Genomic DNA, 21,296 nt, shown 5'->3' on the forward strand with positions numbered 1-21,296 from the left:
CCCTACCGCATAACCATCGGGGTCGGACTCTTCGTCTCCCTAGTAGGCGGCTTCCTCCCCATAGCCACTATAGCCGAAATGGCCAACATCGGAATACTCAGTGCCTTTTTCATTACCTCTCTGGCGGTTCTAGCCCTGGAAAAGAAGATCTCTCCTGAAAAGCTGCCATTCCACACTCCGTTTAGTCCATATCTTCCTGTTCTTTCAGCCCTTGTGTCCGCATACCTGGCCTTCAATCTTTCACGCCTGACCTGGATAAGGTTCACGGTGTGGCTTGCATTAGGAATCGTTATCTACTTTGGGTATGGCTATAAATACAGCCTATTAAACCAAACCAATGAATTGTCATCCGCGCGCACACAAATCCGTCCGGTCTTTAAACGCCGGCCCTGAGATATTTCGCGTAATTATAATTGTGCTCTCTTCGTGAAGCAAGACCGTTGCCCCTGTATCTTTATACCTGCTTTCTTCAGCCCGTGTATTAAAGAGTTAAACGCAAATACGAATACACTGTCGGATTTCAATCCCCTTTTAGCATCCTTGCGCTGGATCAGGGGAGCGACGGTCCAACGGCTTTTTCAGTTATGAACCCTAGCAGGATCGGAAAATCGACCCGGCTTGAAACCTCGCAGAGGCTGGTCTCGCTGGGGTTTCTGCAAATGCATTCCGGACCTAGTTTAAGTCCCCTTCCGTGGCCCCACTAGTCCATTTCCAGAAGCGTATCCTTGAAATCGTCCATCATCATGTAATCGGCAACGCACACCTCACACCCCAGCAACGAAAACAGCTTTGAGACCGCCAAAACCTTTAGGGGATCGCTGACCATGACCACCCTGGGACGCCGCCTAAGACCCCTGATGGTTTTGACCACAAACCCTGCAATATCCGCTTGCTCACGGTAGACTAAGTTAAAATCCAGCATTAAGCCGGTCTCGTGATCGCATATAGCTAACATCAACGGCCGCACCGGAACATGGTGCTTGCTCTCCTGTACCGGCATGGGACTGTAAAACCAGTCGAGCTCCCATATCCCTTGACAAAGAGGTACTTCCTTTCTCACCTTTTTGAGCAGGATCTCATCGGCTGGTATAATTTCAATTTTATGCCGCACCTCCGGCAAGGGCGTCCACCGCAGTTTCTTCTCCATTTCCTCCAGGCTACAGCCCGCCACACACCACGGTATCTTATCCTGCTCTATCTTGTTGTTCCACTGGCGACGGTGTTTCTTGCAGTGCAGGGCAAATTGGATGCTCTGTTCTAAAACCGCGGTTGCTAGCAGCATTTCATCGGCAGTCAGTTTCCACACATAATAACCCGGCCTGTAGCTTCGGAAAACCGGCCAGGCTTCCCGGCCCCGGAACCTGTAGTCCAGTTCCTTGTAAACCTTCCGTTCCTCGGGCAAAAGCTCGTCCCGATTACCCAAGCTGAGCAGAAGGCTGGGCCCTAGATCCTCGAACATACTCAAATGCCCCTTTCCCTCTACTGCCCGCTGCCGAAGGTAATACTGAATACCGTCGTCTCCAGGGTATATGGCCAATCCGAATACAACTCCCGCATTGCCGAGAATACACGCATAAGTGAGCTCTTCCTCGCCGGGAACCTGGACGGCAAAAAGATCTATGTCGCTCATCCACTCCCAGGGCTTTAGCTCCACGAACCTCAAAAAAGCCTTAACCAAACCGTCCATTACCTGCGGATTAATCTTTTCATCCAGCCTGGCCTCAGCCATTCCCACCGTCGCTTGATATTCTTCGCTTGCCTGTCCTTCCATAAGGTCCATCAAGCACTCCTCCAGCTTCTTCTCCCACAAATTTTCAAACAGGCTTAGCTGCTCCCCGAACTCCCCTGTTTGAACGACCGTTTCCTGCCTCTCCTCCTCCTGCTTCAAGCAGCAGTTCTTGTACTTTTTACCCGAACCGCATGGGCAAGGCTCGTTACGCCCTATCTTTCCCACTTTATTACCTCCTGACGCCGACCTGATCTTGACAGTCTACTTCCTGATGCACATAACTTTTCGCTTCCATTATACCCGATTCCCCCATCAAAATTGTCCCTGAAACCGAATTCTGTCAAATCTAGGTTCACGATTCAGCAATTCCTTCCCACCCGAAAAGCTGCCTTTCCGCGTCCCCTTCAGTCCCTACCTTTCCTTTCTTTCGGCCCTCGTGTCCGCATACCTCGCCCTCAACCTTTCGCCCCTGACCTGGGTGAGGTTCCTGGCTTGGCTGGCAATAGGAGTCGCGGTTTATCTAGGGTATAACTACAAACACAGCCGCCTTAATCTAATGGCCGAGTTTTCGTCCGGCTACAAACAAATCAGGCCGGTCTTCAAACACCGGCCCTGAAATACTTCTTGTAGTTATAATCGCAGTCAACGCCTTCCACCACCAAAATCGAGGTGCCTTTTTACTGTTGTCGATGTAATAGTAATCCGCGCCTCTTCTGAGGCGGGAGTCACCCCAAGGCTAATTGGGGCAGTGATCCTTGAAATCAGCACCAATTGGGCACACGGCCGACGGTACTTGTAGACCATTGATTACCTCGAATGGTGACAAGCCCACCCATTGCCATTCCTGACACCAGGTATCTTAACACCTGACCACCCACCATTTTGATCGGTTAAGTCGTGTTAGATTGGCGGGTCGGCTGAAACCGGGAACCGCTTAGATCGCGCTCTCCCCCGTCTCTCCGGTGCGAATTCTAATTACATCCACTACCGGCGTGATGAAGATCTTTCCATCACCGGGCTCTCCGGTTCTGGCTGCTTTGATTACAGTCTCTTTAACCCTTTCCAGATCGTTTTCCCTGATTAAAACCTCTATCTTTCTCTTGGGAAGAAAGGGAATCGTGTAAGCACGCCCACGGAATTGCTCCTGCAACCCCTTTTGCTGACCCCGCCCCTCGATTGAGGCAATCGAGAGCCCTGGGTAACCGACTTCGCCGAGTGCTTCAATGACTTCCTCAAGTTTTTCTTCTCGGACGATGATTTCTAACTTAAACAAGAAAAGCCCTCCTTTCTCCCATATTTGATTTCAAACCCTTACGATGCATTTATCAGAGTCGTGCGCCGGTGTTGAAACTCCGGATAGGCAGGAGTCCCATGCTCCAGGACATCCAGACCAGCCAATTCCTCCTCAGGAGATACCCTGATGCCGAAGATCATATCCATCACTTTGAACAGTATATAACCTAATCCGAAAGCCCATACCACCACAACCACTACACCGATGAGCTGGGCGATTAGTTGGCCGAAACCTCCGCCGTAGAAGAGTCCGGTAACGAAGGGCTTTTCGATTGAATAAACACCGTAAGTACCGTCTGCAAATAATCCGACGCTTAACAGGCCCCAGATCCCGTTGAAACCATGAACGCTCACCGCGCCCACAGGGTCGTCGACCCCCCGGGATTCCAAAAAGTATACTCCTCCCACAACAATAAGCCCTGCAATCACTCCGATAACCACGGCTGCCCAGGCCTCTACCCAGGCTGCAGGCGCCGTAATGGCTACAAGACCGCCCAGGGTACCGTTCAAGGCCATGCCCAGGTCCCACTTCCGGGTTTTGACGTAAACGGTAATGAGTGCCGTCAGGGCACCTGCCGCCGCTGCAAGGTTCGTATTTACGGCCACAACAGCGATCCTGAGGTGGTGCGCGCTGAAAGTGCTGCCCGGGTTAAACCCGAACCAACCAAACCACAGAATGAAGGTACCCAGCGCGGCGAGCGCCATATTATGTCCAATAATGGGGCGCGGTTTGCCGTCACGCCCGTACTTGCCGAACCGCGGCCCGAGTACCATGGCACCAGCCAGGCCAACCATACCGCCGATGGTATGGACCACACCAGAGCCTGCAAAGTCCAAATGCCCCAATCCAAAAGGCAGCTTAGAAAGCCAACCGCCGCCCCATACCCAGTGGGCATAGATGGGGTAAATAATCAGACTGACAAAAAAGGTGTAGATCAAGTAAGCAGGGAACTTAAGCCGCTCGGCAACCGCTCCGGAAACGATCGTTGCAGCCGTACCACAGAACACAAGCTGCCAGAAGAAATCCAGGTAAATTCCCACATCATAGGAATCCCCATGCAAAAACCAGTTTCCCATTCCTATAAATCCAGCCACGTCCGTCCCCTTGAGGAATCCGTATCCTAGAGCAAACAACGCAAGAGAAGCTACCACGAAGTCAATCAGGTTCTTGCTCAGCAGATTCGTAGCATTTTTGGCCCGGCAAAACCCAGCCTCCACCATCGCAAATCCCGCCTGCATAAAGAAGACTAGAAATCCAGAGACAAGCACCCACACGTAGTCTACAGGGGCTTCCGGGTTTTCCTTTAAAGTTTCCGCTCCGGTGGGATCGGCCGCCAGGGCAATCGAGGCAAAGCCGAAAAGGAGTAGTCCCACAAGAAGGATATTCAAGATTAACAGAAAGGTTCGCGCCTTTTTCATCTTTTTACCCCCTTCAAGACAAATTGCACCGTGTATTAATTGACAGAGTATCCAGCCCCCCCTTCTTCCGATATTCTTTATGATGCCCGCTAATTCCAAATCCCCCCTTTCAGGGCCAAGGTTTTTCCCAAGCAAACCTCAGTCAGAGACACCATCGTTCCCTGACAGAGCATCGCTAACCTCACTGTTTATGCCGCGATGCTAAAAAGTGAAAAACCCCTGTTTTAGGAACCTCTGCGTTCCTAAACAGGGGCATCACTGCCTGGCCGGTTCCGCTGCTGTGCGGACTCCGGTGTAAATGTTTGGCCAATGCCGACGGTGGAAATGCAAAATCCCCGAATTTTTCGGGGACTTCCTCATCCCAATAGCCGGCTACCTCGCCGGATGGAATAATTTACATAAAATAATACTCGATTATCTCAGAAATACAACCCTTTTTTACAAGTATACACGTATACTTTAGAGAATTTCGATAAATCAGTTCGTGGGTCTGGTACCACGCAAGACTTCTTCGACGTTATTGAGTAAAAGCTCCTGGAAGGGCCGGATCTTTTCCCATCGCAGCCTAGTTTCCTGAAGAATTCTGTCCGCTGCTCCCGGACCACCGAAATCGGCAAGCTCGTCGGCATTAAACTTTACCCACTCCTCGATCATTTCTGGGGATATTTCCGGGTGGAATTGAAGCGCCCATGCGTAACCGCCGTAAGCATGCGCCCCGTAGACGAATGCCTGGTTAAAGCACGAATCACCGGTGGCAAGCAAAAACGCACCTTTGGGTAAAGCAAACGTATCGCCGTGCCACTGAAAAACCAACAACTCGGGCGGCATGCCAGTGAATAGCGGCACCAGCCGGCCTGCCGAAGTCAAGCGAACCTTGTACCAGCCGATCTCCTTGACCGGGTTCGGCTCCACTTTTGCTCCCAGCGCCCGGGCAATCAGCTGGCCACCCAGGCAGATTCCCAGGGCGGGTAGGCGTAGTGCTACCGCTTCCCGTATCAACTCCTGCACCCGGAGAAGATAAGGATAACTCTCTTCCTCGTAAGCTCCCATCGGCCCCCCAAGAATCACGAAGGCATCATGGTTCCCCACGCTTTCCGGCAGATTTGCCCCAGGCTGGTCCATGCACCTGATGTCAAGACCCCAGCCCTTTCCAACAAGTACATCCTGAAGCAACCCTGGGCCTTCGCAGGCCACATGCTGCACTACTAATGCTTGCACAGGACATCCTCCTTTCTTTCTGCCCAACTCACGTTATCCGGGCCCTGCAAAGGCCGCAGAATTTTATCCGCCAGCTGCTCTTCACAGCAGCAATGGGTTACAAGGATAAAAGGGATCTGCCATGCGCGATGCAGCTCCCGCAGTTCCTGCCGCATTTTTTCTCGCAAGCGCCTGTCCAGGGCCGCCAGCGGTTCATCCAGCAACAGGATCGAAGGTCTGGTCATCAGCGCCCTGGCCAGTGCCACCCTCTGCCTTTCACCGCCTGACAACTGAATGGGGTAGCGGTCCATCAGGTGGACGATCCCCATCCGTTCCAAAACCGCAGGAAGCCGTTCGTCTCTTCCCGTACCGCGGGTTCTTTTTACGCCATACAGGATATTATCCTTTACCGTCATATGTTCAAAAAGAGCATAATCCTGAAAAATATACCCGATTCCGCGCTCGGAAGGAGGAAGATTGATCCTCGCATCGGATGAATATAAAATCTTGTCGTTCAGGAGGATTCTGCCTTCCTCCGGTTTTTGCAGCCCGCACAGGCATTCCAGAATGGTGGTCTTGCCGGAGCCGGAGGGGCCCGCCAAAACCAGGACCTCTTCCTCAACGGCGAAGTTGACGTTTAACGTAAAGTCAGGCAACCTTTTACGGAAACAGGCAGTCAACATGCTTCATCCCATCTTTCTTTCCGTATAACACCAGAATTTCCTTTTCAACCAGATTTTCAACCAAAGTATCGCGCCAAGCGAAATCAAGGCGGTGGCTGCTACCAGGGGAACGGCAACACGGTAATTCCCCGATTCCACCGCGAAGTAGATGGCCATGGGAACGGTTTGAGTCTTACCCGGAATATTCCCGGCCACCATCAGAGTTGCGCCGAATTCCCCGTAGGCACGGGTGAACGCTAGTACCAGACCTGACAGGATACCAGGCCACGCCTGTGGCAATGTAATCGTAAAGAAAACCCTGAGCTCCCCTGCTCCCAGTGTTCGTGCAGCCTGTTCCTGCCTGGCATCAACCTTTTCAAAAGCTGCTCGGGCGCTCTGGTACATCAGGGGGAAGGCCACGATCGCGGCAGCTATCACCGCTGCACCCCACGTGAAAAGCACCTGTCCTCCGAATAGAAAACGGGTAAGCACTCCCAAAGGACCGTGTTTGCCAAAAAGAACCAAAAGACCGAACCCTGTAACCGTCGGGGGCAACACCATCGGGAGAAGGAGCAGTGACTCGATTACTTCCTTTCCAAAAAAGTTTTGTGTTAGCAGCAGACGAGCCAGGAACACGCCCCCCACAAAAACACACGCCGTAGCGACCAGGACTATTTTTAAAGATAGGAGGATTGGAATCAAGACATCTTCAACCATCATGTTCTTAACCCCTTGGGCAACAGTTACGAAAATCTCACTGTTGAACAGATATGGGGGAAAAGCCGTACTTGGCAAAGACGCTCGCAGCCTCCGCCCCTGTCAGGTAGTGAACAAAATCCGAGGCGGCTTTTTGATTACGGCTATTGTTCAGAATAGCAATTGAATAAACAATTTCTTGGTGCAAATCCTTGCCGGCAATAGCGGCCACTCTCACCTTCCTTGAAGAATAAGCGTCAGAAAGGTACACGAGCCCGGCATCAGCACTGCCGGTTTCAACGTAATGCAGAACCTGGCGAACATCTTTGGCTAAGACCAGCTTGTGTTTCAGCTCATCCCATAGATTCAAACTGTGCAGTGTCTGCCTGGCGTATTTACCCGCAGGCACAACTCCAGGATCGCCTATAGCGATTTTCTCGACTCCCGCCTTCAACAAGTCGCTGAAGTTCTCAACTATCTTGACGTCTTTTGGGGTGACGAGCACCAGTTCGTTAGTAAGAAAGTCTTTCCGCGAGGAAGGGTCAACAAGCCCTTTCCCTTCCAGATCTTTCATCCGCTCCTGGTCGGCTGTTATGAGCACGTCAACAGGCGCTCCTTGTTCAACTTGATGTTGTAAAACCCCTGACGCACCGAAGTTCAAGTTGATCACGACATTTTTGGCCGGATAACCTTTTTTGGTTTCCTCCAATGCATCCTTCAAGCTCATAGGTGCCGATACCGTAACCTCTTCTTTCCCCTGTCCGCATCCCGCCGTTGTGAAAAGAAGGACCAAGACTAACGCATGCCAGGCTTTAATTCTCACCATCAAGTGTTCACCCTTTCCCTGCTGACCGCCATATCCCCCCACCAAGCATCAGGACACCGGGAAGGGACAATACCCAGGTGCTACCCGATCTCCCAACTCACAACAGCATACCCACCGCGTCGGACCTGCACTGGCGACAGTGATCTATTTGTCCGATAATGCGAGCTAGATTCCGTCGGGTAAGCCGTATCTGTTCTCTGTCGGGATGCGGCAGTCCCGCGAACTCGCCCTGGGGGATAAGCGGCATCACGTTCATGATTTGTGCTCCTGCTGCCTTTACCGACTTGGCCACCTCCACCAAGTGGTAGTCGTTAATCCCGGGAATGTACACCGTGTTTATCTTCACAACCATACCCACCTCCACCGCCATTCTTATCCCCGCCCGTTGCGCCTCCATAAACAGATCGACGCCCGAACCGCCGCGGTAGATCTCGCCATGGTGGCAAATATCGCCGTAAATAAAAGACGCAACTGTCCGGTTAACCGCGTTTACAGTCACGGTAACCGCTTTTACCCCCACAGCCTTGAGCAGGGGCAGGCACTCCTCCAACAAAAGGCCGTTGGTGCTGACACACTTGATTAAATGAGGAAATCGCTCGTGTACCAGATCCAACGTTTCAAATGTCTCAGGATTAGCCAGGGGATCACCGGGGCCGGCTATCCCTACCACCCGGAGGCGAGGGTCGCGCTCAACCGCTTCCGTGACCAGGTGCAGTGCCTCGCCGGGACCAATAATCCGGCTGGTTACACCGGGACGGTTTTCGTTGGCGCAGTCGTAGACCCTGGTGCAATAGCGGCACCTGATGTTGCATTCCGGCGCCACCGGCAGGTGGATGCGACCGAACCACTTGGCTGCCGCTTTATTCAAACACGGGTGTTCGTGAACAATATCTTGCTCAATATCGCTGTACATACTCATCCCTCCGCTGTTTGCAAAGTACGGTAATATCTTTCACACCTCGCCAGCCGCCATACGGGAGCGCCAACCAGACCCGCCGCCTCCCGCGCCAGGTTCACAAACCCCCGGAACCCGGCGAAGGAACTCATCTCCTGAGGAAAAACCAGAAAGGGAACTCCTAGTTTCGTGGCAAGGTACTTCTCCTTTGTGCCCCCCACGAACAGGTGGGGCCTGTATTTCCTGATGAACTCTTCCAGTTCCTTTTCTGGGGGATCGTCGATCAGAACCGTACCCGCCCGCACCCTGGCCCCGGCATCCCCGTAATCTTCCAGGCAACCGAACTGGGACCCGATCATGACCACCTCCATCCCCAGTTCGGCGAAGGCCCTGGCCATCGTTCCTATCCGGGAAGCTCCGAAAAACAGGGCCACCCGTTTGCCGGCCAGTTTCTTCAAAAAGGGAGCCGCGTTCCCAACTTCCCGGCGCCCTTGCTCCACGATCTCCTCCACCCCGGCCGATCCGAAAAACTTTCCGATGGAGTGCAGGGCAGATGCAGTCTCCTCAAAACCGAAAAAGGAAACCTTCAACTGCGGCGTGCCGAACCTTTCCTGCATGGCATCGGCCAGTCTCTGCCCGGTGCGACGGCAGTGAACTATGTTGAGCCTGGCGCGGTGGGCATCGGCCATAGCCGTCGTCGCCGCCCTGCCGGAGAAGGCGCAGAGAATTCTCAGACCCAACTGTTGCAGCAGCCTCTCGATCTCCCCCAGGTCCCCCATCACATCAAACTCGCCCAGGAGATTCACACCGTTGGCAACCGGTTCCTGTGCCTTCCCGGTACCGATGAAATGCTCCAGCAGCACCCCGGCGGCTATATCGTGCCCTGCCGCCTGGCTGTAACCGCAAAAACCGGGGGAATTCACCGGTACGACAGGGCGGCCGACAGCCCGGGCGGCACGCCTGCAGATGCCGTCCAGATCGTCTCCGATCAGCCCGGCGGTGCAGGTAGCGTAGACCAGAACCGCCCTGGCGCCGGGAGCAGCTGCGACGGCCTCCAATATCGCCCGGTAGAGTTTTTCCCCTGCTCCGAATACGATGTCGCTCTCCTCTAGTTGGGTGGAAAACACCCGGTAGCTCTTCCGGCGCACGATGCCCCCGAAATAGGCGCACCCTGCCGGGCCGTGCACCAGGTGAATAACGTCGGGAATGGCTCCCAGCATCCAACGTGCCCCGTAGAAGGCGCAGGCACGCTCCGACACCAGCCCCGGTACGGTAGGCCTGCCGCATTCCGGAAGAACCGCCGTACCATCACCTTTGGTTACCACATGCCTCCGCCGTTCGGGTAAAAGCCTCTCTACGCCCGGCATTTTCTTCACCTCGCTCTTACAGCACTAAAGCTGCTGCGTACGGTCGTCCGGATAGCGGTAGTCCAGGAGTTCGTTAACTATTTCGTAAAGCAGCAGTTCCGCCCCCCGGTACCCCACCACCGGTTTCTTCTGGTAGCCGAACCGGTCGTAGATCGGGAAGCCGACCCGCACCAGGGGAATTTCCAGTTCTCTGGAGATGTCAACCCCTTTTGAATGGCCGAGGATCAAGTCGATCTGCGGCAGGGTTTTTAAATACTCCTCGAACTCAAACAGGTCGCCGCCGTTGAACACCCTGGGCTCCGCCAGGAACAGTTCCCGGTATTCTCTAAATATTGACTCTATCTCCCCTTCAAAGGTTTTGCTCGGGGTTCCCGACGACACCGCCACGGGCGTCATGCCCAGTTCACAGGCAAACCTGGTCATCCCGATGACCACATCCGGGTCGCCGAAGATGGCGACACGCTTCATCATGGTGTGGTGCAGGGTATCGGCCATGGCATCTACCAGGCGCCCGCGCTCGTCTCGCAGGGACGCCGGTATCTCACGCCCCGTAATCCGGCTCAAGTTTTGAAGAAAGGCATCGGTGGCAGCTACCCCGATCGGGACAGGCCCGATGAAAGCGGGTATACCGAATTTTCGTTCCAGGTAGCGCGCCCCGCTTCCCCCGGCATGAGGCTGCAGGGCAAAGGTCGCCCGGGCATTGGCCATCTGCCTGATCTCGGACACAGGGGTGCCCCCAGGCGGGTAATAAGGGATCTCCTGCGGAGGGTTCAGGGGTGCATCCAGGGTATCGGAGATATCGAACAGGACCGTCCCTTCCACATTCATCTCCTCAAGCAGGTGCCTGATCTCCCGGATGTCACCCGGGTACAACATCCCCGGGATGATGTTCACCCGTTCCGAGAGCACGTCCCTGGTGGTTGCCAGCGATTCCAAAAAAGCTTTGGACGCCCGGTCGTACCCCTCCACGTGGGAACCGGCAAAGCTCGGGGTGTTTATCAGGACGATGGGGATTTCCTCCGTCTTTTCTCTCCCAATCTCCCTGCTCAGCCGCGCCCGCGCCTCTTTCAAGAAGCTCACCATGTCATCCCCCATGATCTCGCTGGAGCAGGTGGTCACAACCCCGATGAGACCCGGCCAGTACCGTACCACCAGGTTGCGGATCCCCTCGATCACATTCTTACGCCCCCCGAAAACCGCCGCGTCCTCGTGGAAGGAAGCGGTGGCAATAGTGGCAGGCTCTTTGAAGATCCGGCAGAAGGTGTAGCGGGCGTAGGTGGTGCAGCCCTGGGCCCCCTGAACAAAGGGGATTGCCCGGTGTACCCCGAGCACCGCCCACATGGCCCCGATCGGCATGCAGATACGGTTCGGGTTTACAACCACCGACCGGTTTGATGCCGGTACCAGTTCTGGATCGCGCGCGATGTACTCGGGCGCAGCGGGAATCTTCTCGACACACAGCCTGTCGTATGGAATGCCGTCTACCGGTATTTCTCGCAACCTCATTCTGTTTCAACCTCCTCTTCCACCTCCGGCAGGCCGCCCTGGAAGCGCCACACCGGTGAGTAAATGCCCTGGTAGATGTCCCGGGCAAAATTCACCATACCGGCAAACCCCGCGTATGGCCCCTTTTCGTAGGAGTGGGAGTTTACCGTGGGAATCCCCATCTTGCGGGCCAGGTATTTCTCCTTAAGTCCGGTCAAGAAGAGGTCAGGCTTGAGGGTAACCAGCATCTCCTCGATTTCGAACTCGTTCGGGGCGTCAATGACCAAGATCCCCCCCTTGTGCCGGACGTTGATCTTTTCGTAGTCATCCTCGTGGGCAAAGGTGCAGGCACCGGCCACAACCTCCATGCCCAGCTCCTCCAACAGCTTAATCCAGTGCCAGACCCGCGGGCCGCCTACATAGACGGCGATCCGCTTGCCAGCCAGCTTTGCCCTGTAAAAGGCCAGGGCCCTTTCCACGCGGGCCTTCTCCTCGGCAATGACCTGCTCCGCTCTGTCCTCAAGGCCAAAGAAAGCCGCCACCTCGCGCAGGGCCTCACTGGTCTGTTCAATACCGAAAAGAGAAACCCGTATGAACGGGGTATTATACCCGTCTTTAATCATCTGGGCGATGTATTCCGCAGAGCGCTGGCAGTGAACAACGTTGAGCTTGACATCCAGCATCTTGATCAGGTTCTCGATGCGTTCATTTCCCGAGAACACTGCAGCAACGCGCACACCGATCTTTTCAAAAAGCGGACGGATGGCCTGCAGGTCCCAGTCCATGTTGTACTCACCGATCAGGCAGATGTCGTAGGGAGTTTTTTCCTCTTCCCGCATCTTCAGCTCCGGGCGGCGCTCCCGCAGAGCGTTAATCTGGCGGTAAAACTGGATATTAAAGTCGTGGTGGCCCTTGGACTGGCTCACCCCGGAACACCCGGGAGACTCGGCAGTGAACACCGGCTTTCCGACCTCCTTTTCCACCTGTCTGGCCACTCCCTGGACGTCGTCCCCTATGAGTCCGGTGGTACAGGTGGTAAAGATGATCATGCCGCGCGCTTCCGGAAAGAGCCTGAAGGCTTCCAGGCAGGAAGCCTTCAGCTTCTTGATCCCGCCGAACACCACGTCCTTCTCCTGCATGTCGGTAACAACACAGTAGCGGCGGTTGAAGGCGACATTGGTAAGCCGAGTCGGCGTCGCCCAGGCATGGAGATCGGACAGGTTGCGCCGCGACCCCCAGGTGAACCAGGCGCACCCCACCGGAGCGTGCACCATACAAATGACATCTTTGATCGGCCCTCCGATGACGCCCCGGGAGCCTGCGAAAGCACACCCGCGCTCGGTCATATCCCCTGGGATCGTCCTGATGTTACAGGCTGGAATTACTGGGTTGTCCGGATCGTGTATGTAGATGTGCTTCCCCCGTTCTGGGATCTTCTCATCACACTTCATGTTGACAAGAGGCATAGCTCTACCTCCTTCACGAAATCGCTTCTGACGATCTTTCCTGCGTCCGGATCCGGGCAGCATCGTCTACCGGACAGACGAAGATGCGGCCATCACCGATTTCGCCGGTTCGGTTCACCTTGATGATGGCAGCGACAACCAGGGGGACGTCCTCATCCTCTACAACCAGGGAAATGAACCTCTTGGGGACAAATTTCATCCCTCCGCCCTGCTTCATCAGCTCCGGGTGGACCTCGAAGGAAACCTCACCGGCAAGCCCCTTCTGTTTTCCCCGCCCCAGCACCCTCCAGGCGGTTAGGGCGGGAAAACCTAGGGCAGCCAGCACTTCCTTGGTTCTGGTCATCTGCTTCGGCCGGATAATCGCCATTATTTCTTTCATTTGGGTCAACCTCCAAACTTTATAATCCCTTACATCCCGTCCTGATAGTATAGGCTTCGTCTACAGGACTGACAAATATCTTTCCATCACCGATATTTCCAGTAAACGCCGCCTGAGTGATGATCTGCATAACCTTCTCCACATTTTCGTCATCGGTAACCATCAGAATCATAACCTTGGGGAGTTCGTCATAGTAAACGCTGCCGACGTGAATCCCCTTTTGTTTTCCCCGGCCGACGACGTCCATCTTAGTCAGGGCCACAAACCCCGCCTCAGCAAGGGCGTCGACCACATCCTCGGCCTTTTCCGGCCGTACGATAGCGCGTATCATTTTCATAGCAATTCCCTCCTAATCCAAAAGTCCGTATTTCACGACAAGGGCTTCCATCTCGTCCATCGTCATCGGCTTCGGAATAACAAACATCTCGTTCTCGATAATCTTCCGGGCGAGTTCCTTGTACTCCCTGGCCTGGTTACAGTCAGGGTCGAACTCCGTCACCGTCTGCCGACTAAATTCCGCCTTCTGCACGATGTTGTCTCTGGGAACAAAATGAATCAACTGGGTTCCGATTCTCTTGCAGAATTCCTCCATTAACTCCCTCTCGCCGTCAACATTGCGGCTGTTGCAGATGATTCCGCCGAGGCGCACTCCGCTCTGTTCGGCGTACTTTATCATACCGCGGCAGATGTTGTTTGCCGCATAAAGGGCCATCATTTCGCCCGATGCAACAATGTAGATCTCTTCTGCCTTTCCTTCGCGGACCGGCATGGCGAAACCTCCGCAGACCACATCCCCCAGCACATCAAAGAAGATGAAATCCAGATCGGGCGTGTAGGCACCGAGCTCCTCCATCAGGTTGATGGCGGTGATCACACCCCTACCGGCGCAGCCCACACCGGGCTCCGGCCCCCCGGATTCGACGCACCTGATGCCGCAGAAACCGGTTTTAACCACCTTTTCCAGGGTAACTGCATCCTCACCGAGTTCCCGCAGGGTATCCATTACGGTCTCCTGCGGCTTCCCTCCCAGCACCATGCGGGTGCAGTCGGCTTTAGGATCACAGCCGTGAATCAAAACCTTCTTCCCGTAGAAGTAGGCCAGTGCGGCTGCCGTGTTCTGCTGGGTGGTGGACTTGCCGATGCCGCCCTTGCCGTAAATCGCAATCTTTCTGGTCATCCAACACCATCTCCCTTTCCGACAAGAAATTTGTAATCTTCGCTCCATTGGAAGGTCTTTGAGGAAACACAAAGCCCCCGTTTATCGGAACTACCTCGTTCCTCAAACAGGGGCATCGCTGCGTACCGGTCACGCTTCGGCACGTTTCCCGGCCTATATTGTTTCGCTCTGGCAGAAGTACACGAAACGTTAAAGTCCCCGCTCATATTGAGGGGGACTTCTTCATCCCGTTTAGGCTGCTTCGCCGTAACATCTGCCGGATGTCTTTGCGGTTGTATTATGATTTCATTTTATTCACTACTCACCCAAAAGACAATATCTCCTTGACAAGTATACGTGTATACATTAGGTCCGTTAGCGAAGCAAGCCCAAAGCCACCGTCGGCCGAACGTACCTTATAAGTAAATACTGTCTTATAAAACCGCCGCACTAAGCCTCCACTAAGCCTCGGGGTGAGGGCCCAGTTCCAACACTCCTTTTTTCAGTCTCTTGACCTGGCCGTTTGACAGGCCAAGGATGCGGGCGGCCTCGTTAATGGCCTGGTTAATAGTCATTATTAATAAGGTTACAATATCACAGATCGATAACAAGCCACCGTTATTACCCTTGACTCTAAATGAAGATTTCTGCTAAAGTTGAATCGAAGTGAGAGAAGGCAAAGGTGCCCCTGTTGGGCCCACGACGGGCCACACAGGGGTTTGTTTTTTTGGAGTGCAGAGGAAAAAGGAGTTGGTACTATGCAGCACCCCGTTTACCCTTTATCCCACGTTTTACCAGTTGCATCCCCCGGCTGCGTGTGGGTCAGCGGCATCTCATCTTGGGAAGCAGCCTTTCCGTGGCAGGTAATCACGATAGTTTTGGCCATAATTGTCATTTCAGCACTATTGCCCCGGCTTACATCGTATCTTGCGCGGTTGGAACGCTGTCGTTTGGCAAGACTTCCCGAGCCTTATCAGGAGAACGTGTTAGGCGAAACCGAGACCTCAGCCGTGTCTTCCGGGTGCTGTTCGGCCCCAGAAGCAGAGGAACTTAAGAGCAAACTTGCAGCATTCGCTGGTGACTACCAAGTCACGGCCAGCCAGATCCTGTCCTCTGTTGACCAAATGAAACTAGTTACCGAAACTGCTTCTCAAGCCATCACGGCCTTCGATTATGTTCAACGTGCTGCTGACGTGATTGGCGCATTGGGCGAAAAACTAACTCAGCAGGTTGAAGAAACCACTAGTTCCACGCGACGAGCCCGCGAGGCCTTGGTGCAGACTCTCGCGCTTACCGAACGTGTTTGTCTTGACACCGATAATACTTACCGAGAGATGTCATCTCTCGAAGAGGCTGTAAGAAAAGTAGACGGTATTCTAACCAGTATCGGAGAAATATCACGCCAAACCCGGCTTCTAGCGTTGAACGCCTCCATCGAAGCCGCGCGGGCTGGACAACACGGCAGAGGTTTTGCAGTAGTCGCCGATGAGGTAAAAAAGCTGTCTCTTCAAACCGAAAAGGCAGTGGGGGAAACTGGCAGAATTCTCACAGACGTGAAGAACAAAGTAAAACAAATGGAGCAATCTGTTCAGACCGGGCAGCGTGGTGTAAATCTCGCTGTTCAGGCGATCGATGAAATAAGAACAGAGCTCCATGGTCTCGAGCAACAGGTTGAGATTATGAGCCAAAGCGTTTGGACAGCACACCGCGAGATCCGAGAATACTTCGGCCGCTTAAAAGCCGCGGGACAACAGATAAAACGCAGCTTTGCCAGCATCCAGGCAGTTGCGGAAATGTTGACTAATGTGGCTCAAATAGTGCAAGCAAATGCCGGGAGTTTTACTCTGGTGAAGCCCAAGTCACTTTCGATGGAGGAATCTGGTTTTAACGGTGATGAGCAGGTTCACAAGGTGCTCGAGTCTTTACTTGTACTCGCTCGCGAACCAAGATTAAAGGAGCTTAAGCCTGAGCTTCATGGTCCGGTTCTCCGCAGATGGATGGCCGAGAGACCCGAAGTAGAAGCGGTTTATTCCAATCGGAGAGACGGCACCTTCATATTTTCAGAACCACCGGCTGCACTGGCCAACGCAAGAATACGTCCATGGTGGCAAAAGGCTATAGCGGGCGAGAACTATGTTTCACCTGAATATATTTCTGCCATTACTCGCCTTCCGTGCCGAACCGTGTCCGTACCCTTAAGAGACAACACAGGCGAAATCGTAGGTACTCTGGCAGCAGACATGGTCGTCGGCAGAATCACCTGATGGGCGCTTAAGACAAAGTTCGCAGGTTAAGGGCGAAATGACGAGAACCAGTATCTACCGATCTCGGTTCTGGCTTGAGTCTGTACCAAAGAAGGGATGCTTATATGAGTCACCGATTGGGAATGGACGACGTTTTTCCCTTCTTTCAACCTGTACTCGCGGCGGATACATGCGATGTATGGGGATACGAGGTATTGGGACGGGTGTCAACTCCGCACGGGCCGAAAAGCCTGGGCCCGTTTTTTCACGACCCAACAGTACCGGCAAGGGAGAAACTCGAGGTCGACCGTCTCATCCGAGAAAAAGCTCTGAAGGTACTGATGCAGGCAGGCCCAACGCGGTTTACGCTTCTTCTAAACATTCAACCGCAGTGGCTCTTGCCTTTCCTCGACAACCGAGAACGGTTTCTTACCCTGCAATACATCGAGTCCTTTAGAATTGATCCCGAAAAGATAGTCATCGAAATAAGCGAGACCGAATTCAGCGGAGATATGGAGCAACTTGCCCTATTGGTGGACAAATATCGGCAAGCGGGGTGTAGAATTGCAATCGATGACGTGGGTTGTAGACTAAGCAACTTCGACCGCATAGCCGCGTTAAAGCCCGACATCCTTAAGGTGGATACCCGCCTAGCCCTGGCGTCTGGTTATGACCAAACTGCCCAAAACGTTCTCGATATCCTGGGTTTCTTCGCTGCAAAAGCAGGCATAGACGTAGTAATGGAGGGAGTTGAAACGGCTGAGGTCCTCCGAACAGGACTCAAGGCCGGGTTTCGTTATTATCAGGGCTTCTTGCTCGGGTCTCCTGGTCCTCGTCCCAGCATTTGTCCCAACATTCGCACGCTTATGCGTCGTGAACTGGAGCAGTTCGCAGACCAAGAAACCGCACGACGTAAGAGTCAATTTACTGTGATGGAGCGGCTTGAAACGGTTGTCAGGATGTACAGTCTATCCACAACCCCTTCGGAGCTGGAATCCATACTTATTGATGCCGTTTATGATCTTCCCGTGAACTGCTATCGCGTGTACGTTTGCGATCGTATGGGATACCAGATAACGCCAAACTTCACCCGCGACGACCGGGGAGAATGGAAGGTCGATACAAGCTATCGTCGACGCAACTGGGCATGGCGTCCGTATTTCTATCCAACCGTTACTCTGTGCAGGTACTTCGGCCGTGGAGTCGTCTCTGATCAGTACCTTGACCTGGAATCAAGACGTGCTACGCAAACCGCATGTTTTCCTCTGAAAAATGATTTGTTCTTGTTTGTTGACGTTGACGTCACCTGTCAGTAGAATCTAGCAACGAGCAAAACCCTCGACCTCGTGTCTTTTATGCTCGCTTTCTTCAGCAGTGCATCGAAGGAGTTAAGCGCCAATCCTGCCAGCCCGCTTAAAGACGAAATACGAATACACTATCGGAATTCAACCCACTTTTTGCGTCGCAGTTGAGCTAGCTAAAAGATAAAAAGGACAAATGACTACCCGGCATAGTGGTCGAAGTTTCTCTTCACAGAGCAATAGGATTTGGAGTAGTCAATTTTCTCACCGGCCAACACGCTCGCCAAGACGGCAATCGCTATAGACCCCATCAATAAGTCTTGACCTTTTTTGTTTATCTGTTATAGTTTGGCGTGGGGTGACATATCATGAAGACTACGCTATATGTTGATCGGAAACTCTTGCAAGAAGCCATGCAAATGGCAGGAACGAAAGGGATCACAGAGACAATCGATACTGCCCTTAGAGAGTTCGTACGCCGCAAACGCCTGGAAAAACTGGCGGCAACTCTGGGAAAAGTTGACCTGGCGATGAGCGACGAAGAACTCGGGGAGACGCGCGAAAGATGAGTGAACGATTTCTGGTGGATACGTCGGTGTGGATCGAGGCCCTTCGCCCGAGAGGGAAGCCAGAGGTAGCTTCTTGGCTAAGAGAAGCTCTGATCCGGGACGCAGTCGTGCTCATTCCCCTGGTCAAAGAAGAAATTCTTATGGGCGCTCGTGACGAAAAGCAGTTTTCTGAGCTAGAAGAGATGCTGGGAGCCCTGCCCCTGCTGAAAGAAAAGCCGGAGATCTGGGAGAGGGTTGCGTCCATCGGGTTTTCCCTGCGCAGGCAGGGACTGAGGATTCCAACATTGGATCTTCTCATTATTTGCTGGGCCCTTACCTATGAATGTACTCTCGCTCACCGTGACCACCATTTCACGCTGGCAGCGGAAAGAATTCCTGGGCTGAAAACCGTGACCCTACTGAGCAGTTGAGAAATGTACCGTGATTCACATCATGAGAAACTTATAGCTTCGAGTAGAAATTGCTCCGTTAAAAACCGGGGCGAGGTTTTCTCAATCCCTCGCCCTGGTTGCTTAAAACCACCCCTTCGCTCCGCTTCAACAAAACAAGCCCTGGCCCTCTTCCTTTCTCAATTCTACTCTTACTCCACCGTCACGCTTTTGGCCAGGTTTCGCGGTTTGTCGACATCGCAGCCGCGTTTGACCGCCATGTAATAAGCAAAGAGCTGCAAGGGGACCACGGTCAGCATCGGGGTCAAGAGAGAGTCTTCACCGGGAATAACGAAAAGTTCGTCTGTTTCCTCTTCGATGCCAGCGAGCCCTTCTTTTGCTATGCCAATCACTTCGGCCCCGCGGGCTTTGACCTCTTTAATGTTAGATATCATCTTGTCTTGGAGTTCGTCCTGGGTTACGATGGCGATGACCGGCACCCCTTTTTCGATTAGGGCTAGGGTTCCGTGCTTGAGCTCGCCCGCAGCATAGGCTTCGGCATGGACGTACGATATTTCTTTGAGCTTGAGAGCACCTTCTAAAGCCACGGCGTAATCGAGCCCCCGCCCAATAAAGAAAGTGCTCGCGGTAGCGGCATATTTCTCAGCTATCGCTTCCACTGCACCGGCTTTTTCCAGGATGGCTTCTACCTTGTCCGCGATACCTCTCAGCTCCCGAACAGTAGAGGCTATCACTTCCTCGGGCAAAGTGCCCCGCTTCTGCGCCAGGTACAGGCCGAGAAGGTACATGACCAGGAGCTGGGTAGAATAAGCCTTGGTCGAAGCTACCGCGATCTCAGGACCGGCCCATGTGTAGATCACCCTGTCGGCCTCTCTGGCTACCGAGCTCCCCACCACGTTGGTTACGGCCAGCACCCTGATGCCCTTTTTCTTAGCTTCGCGCAGGGCGGCCAGGGTGTCGGCGGTTTCGCCCGACTGGCTTATCACGATGAGCAGAGATTTATCTCCCCACAATACATCGCGGTACCTGAACTCGGAAGCGATGTCTACTTCCACCGGCAGGCAGGCCAACCGTTCTATGACGTGTTTACCCACCACCCCCGCGTGGTAGGCGGTACCACAGGCCACGATAAATACCTTTTCCACCCCATCCAAGCAGCAGTCGAGATCCACGTCCGAAAACTCAACCCGCCCCCCTTGAATCCGCCCGCGAAGGGTATCCCGTAAAGCCTGGGGTTGCTCCATTATTTCTTTGATCATGAAGTGGGGATACCCGCCTTTTTCCGCCGCCTCGGCACTCCACGTAACAGTGAACATGTCTTTGGCTACCCTCTTTCCTTCCCCGTTGGAAATGGCAACCCCGTCCCGGGTGAGGACCGCCATTTCCCGGTCTTCCAAGAGATAGACCTTCCGGGTCCGGTTCAGGATAGCCGGGATATCAGAAGCCAGGTAATACTCGTTTTCCCCCACTCCTATGACCAGAGGGCTCTGGTTCCTGACTGCCACAATCTTGTCGGGTTCGTCCGCGCAAATGACTGCCAAGGCGTAGGACCCTTCTACCGCTTCTAAAGCCCTGCGCACTGCTTCCTCCAGCGAGCCGTGGTAGTGGTGCTCCACCAGGTGAGCCAGGACCTCAGTATCCGTTTCAGAACTGAAACGGTGTCCCTCCCTTTCCAGCCACCGGCGCAGGCTGGCAAAATTCTCGATTATCCCGTTGTGGACCACGGCGATGCGTCCTTGACAGTCGGTGTGGGGGTGAGCGTTGTCATCGCTCGGAACCCCGTGGGTGGCCCAGCGGGTATGCCCTATCCCCAGACCGGATGTGGGGTGACTGCCGTTTAGAATCCCTTCCAGCCGCTCCAGCCTTCCTTCTTTCTTCAACAGCCACAAACGCTCTTCCTGAATTACCGCTATCCCGGCTGAATCGTACCCTCTATATTCGAGCCTTTTTAAACCGTCTATAATTACAGGCACGGCTTGGTTAGAGCCGATGTATCCTGTTATCCCGCACAATTCTATTACCTCCTCTTCCTCAAGACCACAACCTACCCAACCAGGTCATTCTTAATTCTTAATTCTCAATTCTTAATTCTCAATTCTCAATTCCAAATCTCCACTCGCCTTGCCTTTTGTCCCGACCGTTGCCGGTAGGTTTTGTAGCAAGGCTCACGATGGTGGCACACCGAGGGACCATCCGCCGATACTTTCGATAAGTCCCTTCCTCG

At 53.7% G+C, this 21,296-nt stretch carries 23 protein-coding genes and 1 pseudogene; 6 read left to right on the forward strand and 18 right to left on the reverse strand.

Annotated features, from left to right (window positions below; translation table 11 throughout):
• Positions 1–2: 2 nt before the first annotated feature.
• Positions 3–266, reverse strand: a complete 264-nt coding sequence (locus tag SLIP_RS12970) for a hypothetical protein (protein ID WP_242649175.1) — start codon at positions 264–266, stop codon at positions 3–5.
• Here SLIP_RS12970 and SLIP_RS12975 point away from each other — a divergent pair.
• On the forward strand, positions 214–393 hold the full coding sequence (locus tag SLIP_RS12975) for an amino acid permease C-terminal domain-containing protein (protein ID WP_242649167.1): 180 nt from the start codon (positions 214–216) through the stop codon (positions 391–393). The genes SLIP_RS12970 and SLIP_RS12975 overlap by 53 nt on opposite strands.
• 307 nt (positions 394–700) lie before the next feature.
• On the opposite strand, the gene SLIP_RS13150 is transcribed toward SLIP_RS12975, so the two are convergent.
• Positions 701–1,780, reverse strand: a complete 1,080-nt coding sequence (locus SLIP_RS13150; RefSeq protein ID WP_423218587.1) for a DUF7309 domain-containing protein — start codon at positions 1,778–1,780, stop codon at positions 701–703.
• A 99-nt stretch (positions 1,781–1,879) separates the two neighbouring features.
• Positions 1,880–1,960: pseudogene (locus SLIP_RS13060) on the reverse strand (SEC-C metal-binding domain-containing protein); the annotation flags it as partial.
• Positions 1,961–2,114: 154 nt separating this feature from the next.
• On the opposite strand from SLIP_RS13060, the gene SLIP_RS13155 reads away from it, so the two are divergent.
• Positions 2,115–2,345 carry an amino acid permease C-terminal domain-containing protein gene (locus SLIP_RS13155; RefSeq protein WP_423218588.1) on the forward strand — a complete coding sequence of 77 codons (231 nt, stop codon included), beginning with the start codon at positions 2,115–2,117 and terminating at the stop codon, positions 2,343–2,345.
• 318 nt (positions 2,346–2,663) lie between these two features.
• Here the strand turns inward: SLIP_RS13155 and SLIP_RS10485 are convergent, their stop codons facing one another.
• The 14 genes from SLIP_RS10485 to SLIP_RS12795 form a co-directional block, all read right to left on the reverse strand.
• Positions 2,664–3,002: a P-II family nitrogen regulator gene (locus SLIP_RS10485; RefSeq protein WP_013176263.1), complete on the reverse strand. Its 339-nt coding sequence runs from the start codon at positions 3,000–3,002 to the stop codon at positions 2,664–2,666.
• A gap of 38 nt (positions 3,003–3,040) precedes the next feature.
• The gene (locus SLIP_RS10490; protein ID WP_013176264.1) at positions 3,041–4,441 is read right to left on the reverse strand and encodes an ammonium transporter; all 1,401 of its coding nucleotides are present in this window, start codon (positions 4,439–4,441) and stop codon (positions 3,041–3,043) included.
• Between the two features lie 477 nt (positions 4,442–4,918).
• Entirely contained in the window at positions 4,919–5,659 is a 741-nt protein-coding gene (locus SLIP_RS10495) for a type 1 glutamine amidotransferase (RefSeq protein ID WP_013176265.1), read from the reverse strand.
• Positions 5,647–6,321: an ATP-binding cassette domain-containing protein gene (locus SLIP_RS10500; protein WP_013176266.1), complete on the reverse strand. Its 675-nt coding sequence runs from the start codon at positions 6,319–6,321 to the stop codon at positions 5,647–5,649. Before SLIP_RS10500 ends, SLIP_RS10495 begins: the two co-directional genes overlap by 13 nt.
• 3 nt (positions 6,322–6,324) lie before the next feature.
• Positions 6,325–7,020, reverse strand: coding sequence for a molybdate ABC transporter permease subunit (modB, locus tag SLIP_RS10505; RefSeq protein WP_013176267.1), 696 nt, complete (start codon positions 7,018–7,020; stop codon positions 6,325–6,327).
• Positions 7,021–7,054: 34 nt separating this feature from the next.
• A complete protein-coding gene (gene modA, locus SLIP_RS10510) occupies positions 7,055–7,822 on the reverse strand; it encodes a molybdate ABC transporter substrate-binding protein (protein WP_013176268.1) in 768 nt (255 codons plus the stop codon).
• 97 nt (positions 7,823–7,919) lie between these two features.
• Complete coding sequence (locus tag SLIP_RS10515; protein ID WP_013176269.1) at positions 7,920–8,735, reverse strand: radical SAM protein; 816 nt, start codon at positions 8,733–8,735, stop codon at positions 7,920–7,922.
• 2 nt (positions 8,736–8,737) lie between these two features.
• Positions 8,738–10,084, reverse strand: a complete 1,347-nt coding sequence (locus SLIP_RS10520) for a nitrogenase component 1 (RefSeq protein WP_013176270.1) — start codon at positions 10,082–10,084, stop codon at positions 8,738–8,740.
• Between the two features lie 24 nt (positions 10,085–10,108).
• Positions 10,109–11,590, reverse strand: a complete 1,482-nt coding sequence (locus SLIP_RS10525; RefSeq protein WP_013176271.1) for a nitrogenase component 1 — start codon at positions 11,588–11,590, stop codon at positions 10,109–10,111.
• Positions 11,587–13,035 (reverse strand): nitrogenase component I subunit alpha, encoded by a 1,449-nt coding sequence (locus tag SLIP_RS10530; RefSeq protein ID WP_013176272.1) that lies wholly within the window; start codon positions 13,033–13,035, stop codon positions 11,587–11,589. The genes SLIP_RS10525 and SLIP_RS10530 overlap by 4 nt, the downstream gene beginning before the upstream one ends.
• Before the next feature lie 13 nt (positions 13,036–13,048).
• Positions 13,049–13,414 carry a P-II family nitrogen regulator gene (locus SLIP_RS10535; RefSeq protein ID WP_013176273.1) on the reverse strand — a complete coding sequence of 122 codons (366 nt, stop codon included), beginning with the start codon at positions 13,412–13,414 and terminating at the stop codon, positions 13,049–13,051.
• Positions 13,415–13,433: 19 nt separating this feature from the next.
• Positions 13,434–13,751 (reverse strand): P-II family nitrogen regulator, encoded by a 318-nt coding sequence (locus SLIP_RS10540; RefSeq protein WP_013176274.1) that lies wholly within the window; start codon positions 13,749–13,751, stop codon positions 13,434–13,436.
• A 12-nt stretch (positions 13,752–13,763) separates the two neighbouring features.
• Positions 13,764–14,591: a nitrogenase iron protein gene (gene nifH / locus SLIP_RS10545; RefSeq protein WP_013176275.1), complete on the reverse strand. Its 828-nt coding sequence runs from the start codon at positions 14,589–14,591 to the stop codon at positions 13,764–13,766.
• 440 nt (positions 14,592–15,031) lie between these two features.
• Complete coding sequence (locus SLIP_RS12795; RefSeq protein ID WP_169303763.1) at positions 15,032–15,181, reverse strand: hypothetical protein; 150 nt, start codon at positions 15,179–15,181, stop codon at positions 15,032–15,034.
• Between the two features lie 147 nt (positions 15,182–15,328).
• Here SLIP_RS12795 and SLIP_RS10550 point away from each other — a divergent pair, with 147 nt between their 5' ends.
• The 4 genes from SLIP_RS10550 to vapC all read left to right on the forward strand — a co-directional run bounded on the left by SLIP_RS10550 (position 15,329) and on the right by vapC (position 19,093).
• A complete protein-coding gene (locus tag SLIP_RS10550; RefSeq protein WP_013176276.1) occupies positions 15,329–16,834 on the forward strand; it encodes a methyl-accepting chemotaxis protein in 1,506 nt (501 codons plus the stop codon).
• Positions 16,835–16,938: 104 nt separating this feature from the next.
• Positions 16,939–18,129, forward strand: coding sequence for an EAL domain-containing protein (locus SLIP_RS10555; RefSeq protein ID WP_013176277.1), 1,191 nt, complete (start codon positions 16,939–16,941; stop codon positions 18,127–18,129).
• A 353-nt stretch (positions 18,130–18,482) separates the two neighbouring features.
• Entirely contained in the window at positions 18,483–18,683 is a 201-nt protein-coding gene (locus SLIP_RS10560; protein ID WP_013176278.1) for a type II toxin-antitoxin system VapB family antitoxin, read from the forward strand.
• The gene (gene vapC, locus SLIP_RS10565) at positions 18,680–19,093 is read left to right on the forward strand and encodes a type II toxin-antitoxin system VapC family toxin (protein WP_013176279.1); all 414 of its coding nucleotides are present in this window, start codon (positions 18,680–18,682) and stop codon (positions 19,091–19,093) included. Before SLIP_RS10560 ends, vapC begins: the two co-directional genes overlap by 4 nt.
• A gap of 170 nt (positions 19,094–19,263) precedes the next feature.
• Here vapC and glmS read toward each other — a convergent pair whose 3' ends face one another.
• Positions 19,264–21,084: a glutamine--fructose-6-phosphate transaminase (isomerizing) gene (gene glmS / locus SLIP_RS10570; protein ID WP_013176280.1), complete on the reverse strand. Its 1,821-nt coding sequence runs from the start codon at positions 21,082–21,084 to the stop codon at positions 19,264–19,266.
• Positions 21,085–21,296: the final 212 nt, after the last annotated feature.

Origin of the sequence: Syntrophothermus lipocalidus DSM 12680, from assembly GCF_000092405.1 — a bacterium.
Classification (GTDB): Bacteria; Bacillota; Syntrophomonadia; order Syntrophomonadales; family Syntrophothermaceae; genus Syntrophothermus; species Syntrophothermus lipocalidus.

What these genes read in the sequence shown, in the direction of transcription:
- SLIP_RS10560 (WP_013176278.1), top strand. Translation starts at nt 18,483, where the DNA reads ATGAAGACTACGCTATATGTTGATCGGAAACTCTTGCAAGAAGCCATG.
- SLIP_RS10515 (WP_013176269.1), bottom strand. Translation starts at nt 8,735, where the DNA reads ATGTACAGCGATATTGAGCAAGATATTGTTCACGAACACCCGTGTTTG.
- SLIP_RS10520 (WP_013176270.1), bottom strand. Translation starts at nt 10,084, where the DNA reads ATGCCGGGCGTAGAGAGGCTTTTACCCGAACGGCGGAGGCATGTGGTA.
- modB (WP_013176267.1), bottom strand. Translation starts at nt 7,020, where the DNA reads ATGATGGTTGAAGATGTCTTGATTCCAATCCTCCTATCTTTAAAAATA.
- SLIP_RS10525 (WP_013176271.1), bottom strand. Translation starts at nt 11,590, where the DNA reads ATGAGGTTGCGAGAAATACCGGTAGACGGCATTCCATACGACAGGCTG.
- nifH (WP_013176275.1), bottom strand. Translation starts at nt 14,591, where the DNA reads ATGACCAGAAAGATTGCGATTTACGGCAAGGGCGGCATCGGCAAGTCC.
- SLIP_RS10555 (WP_013176277.1), top strand. Translation starts at nt 16,939, where the DNA reads ATGAGTCACCGATTGGGAATGGACGACGTTTTTCCCTTCTTTCAACCT.
- vapC (WP_013176279.1), top strand. Translation starts at nt 18,680, where the DNA reads ATGAGTGAACGATTTCTGGTGGATACGTCGGTGTGGATCGAGGCCCTT.
- modA (WP_013176268.1), bottom strand. Translation starts at nt 7,822, where the DNA reads ATGGTGAGAATTAAAGCCTGGCATGCGTTAGTCTTGGTCCTTCTTTTC.
- SLIP_RS10530 (WP_013176272.1), bottom strand. Translation starts at nt 13,035, where the DNA reads ATGCCTCTTGTCAACATGAAGTGTGATGAGAAGATCCCAGAACGGGGG.
- SLIP_RS10500 (WP_013176266.1), bottom strand. Translation starts at nt 6,321, where the DNA reads ATGTTGACTGCCTGTTTCCGTAAAAGGTTGCCTGACTTTACGTTAAAC.
- SLIP_RS10540 (WP_013176274.1), bottom strand. Translation starts at nt 13,751, where the DNA reads ATGAAAATGATACGCGCTATCGTACGGCCGGAAAAGGCCGAGGATGTG.
- SLIP_RS10550 (WP_013176276.1), top strand. Translation starts at nt 15,329, where the DNA reads ATGCAGCACCCCGTTTACCCTTTATCCCACGTTTTACCAGTTGCATCC.
- SLIP_RS10490 (WP_013176264.1), bottom strand. Translation starts at nt 4,441, where the DNA reads ATGAAAAAGGCGCGAACCTTTCTGTTAATCTTGAATATCCTTCTTGTG.
- SLIP_RS13150 (WP_423218587.1), bottom strand. Translation starts at nt 1,780, where the DNA reads ATGGACCTTATGGAAGGACAGGCAAGCGAAGAATATCAAGCGACGGTG.
- SLIP_RS10535 (WP_013176273.1), bottom strand. Translation starts at nt 13,414, where the DNA reads ATGAAAGAAATAATGGCGATTATCCGGCCGAAGCAGATGACCAGAACC.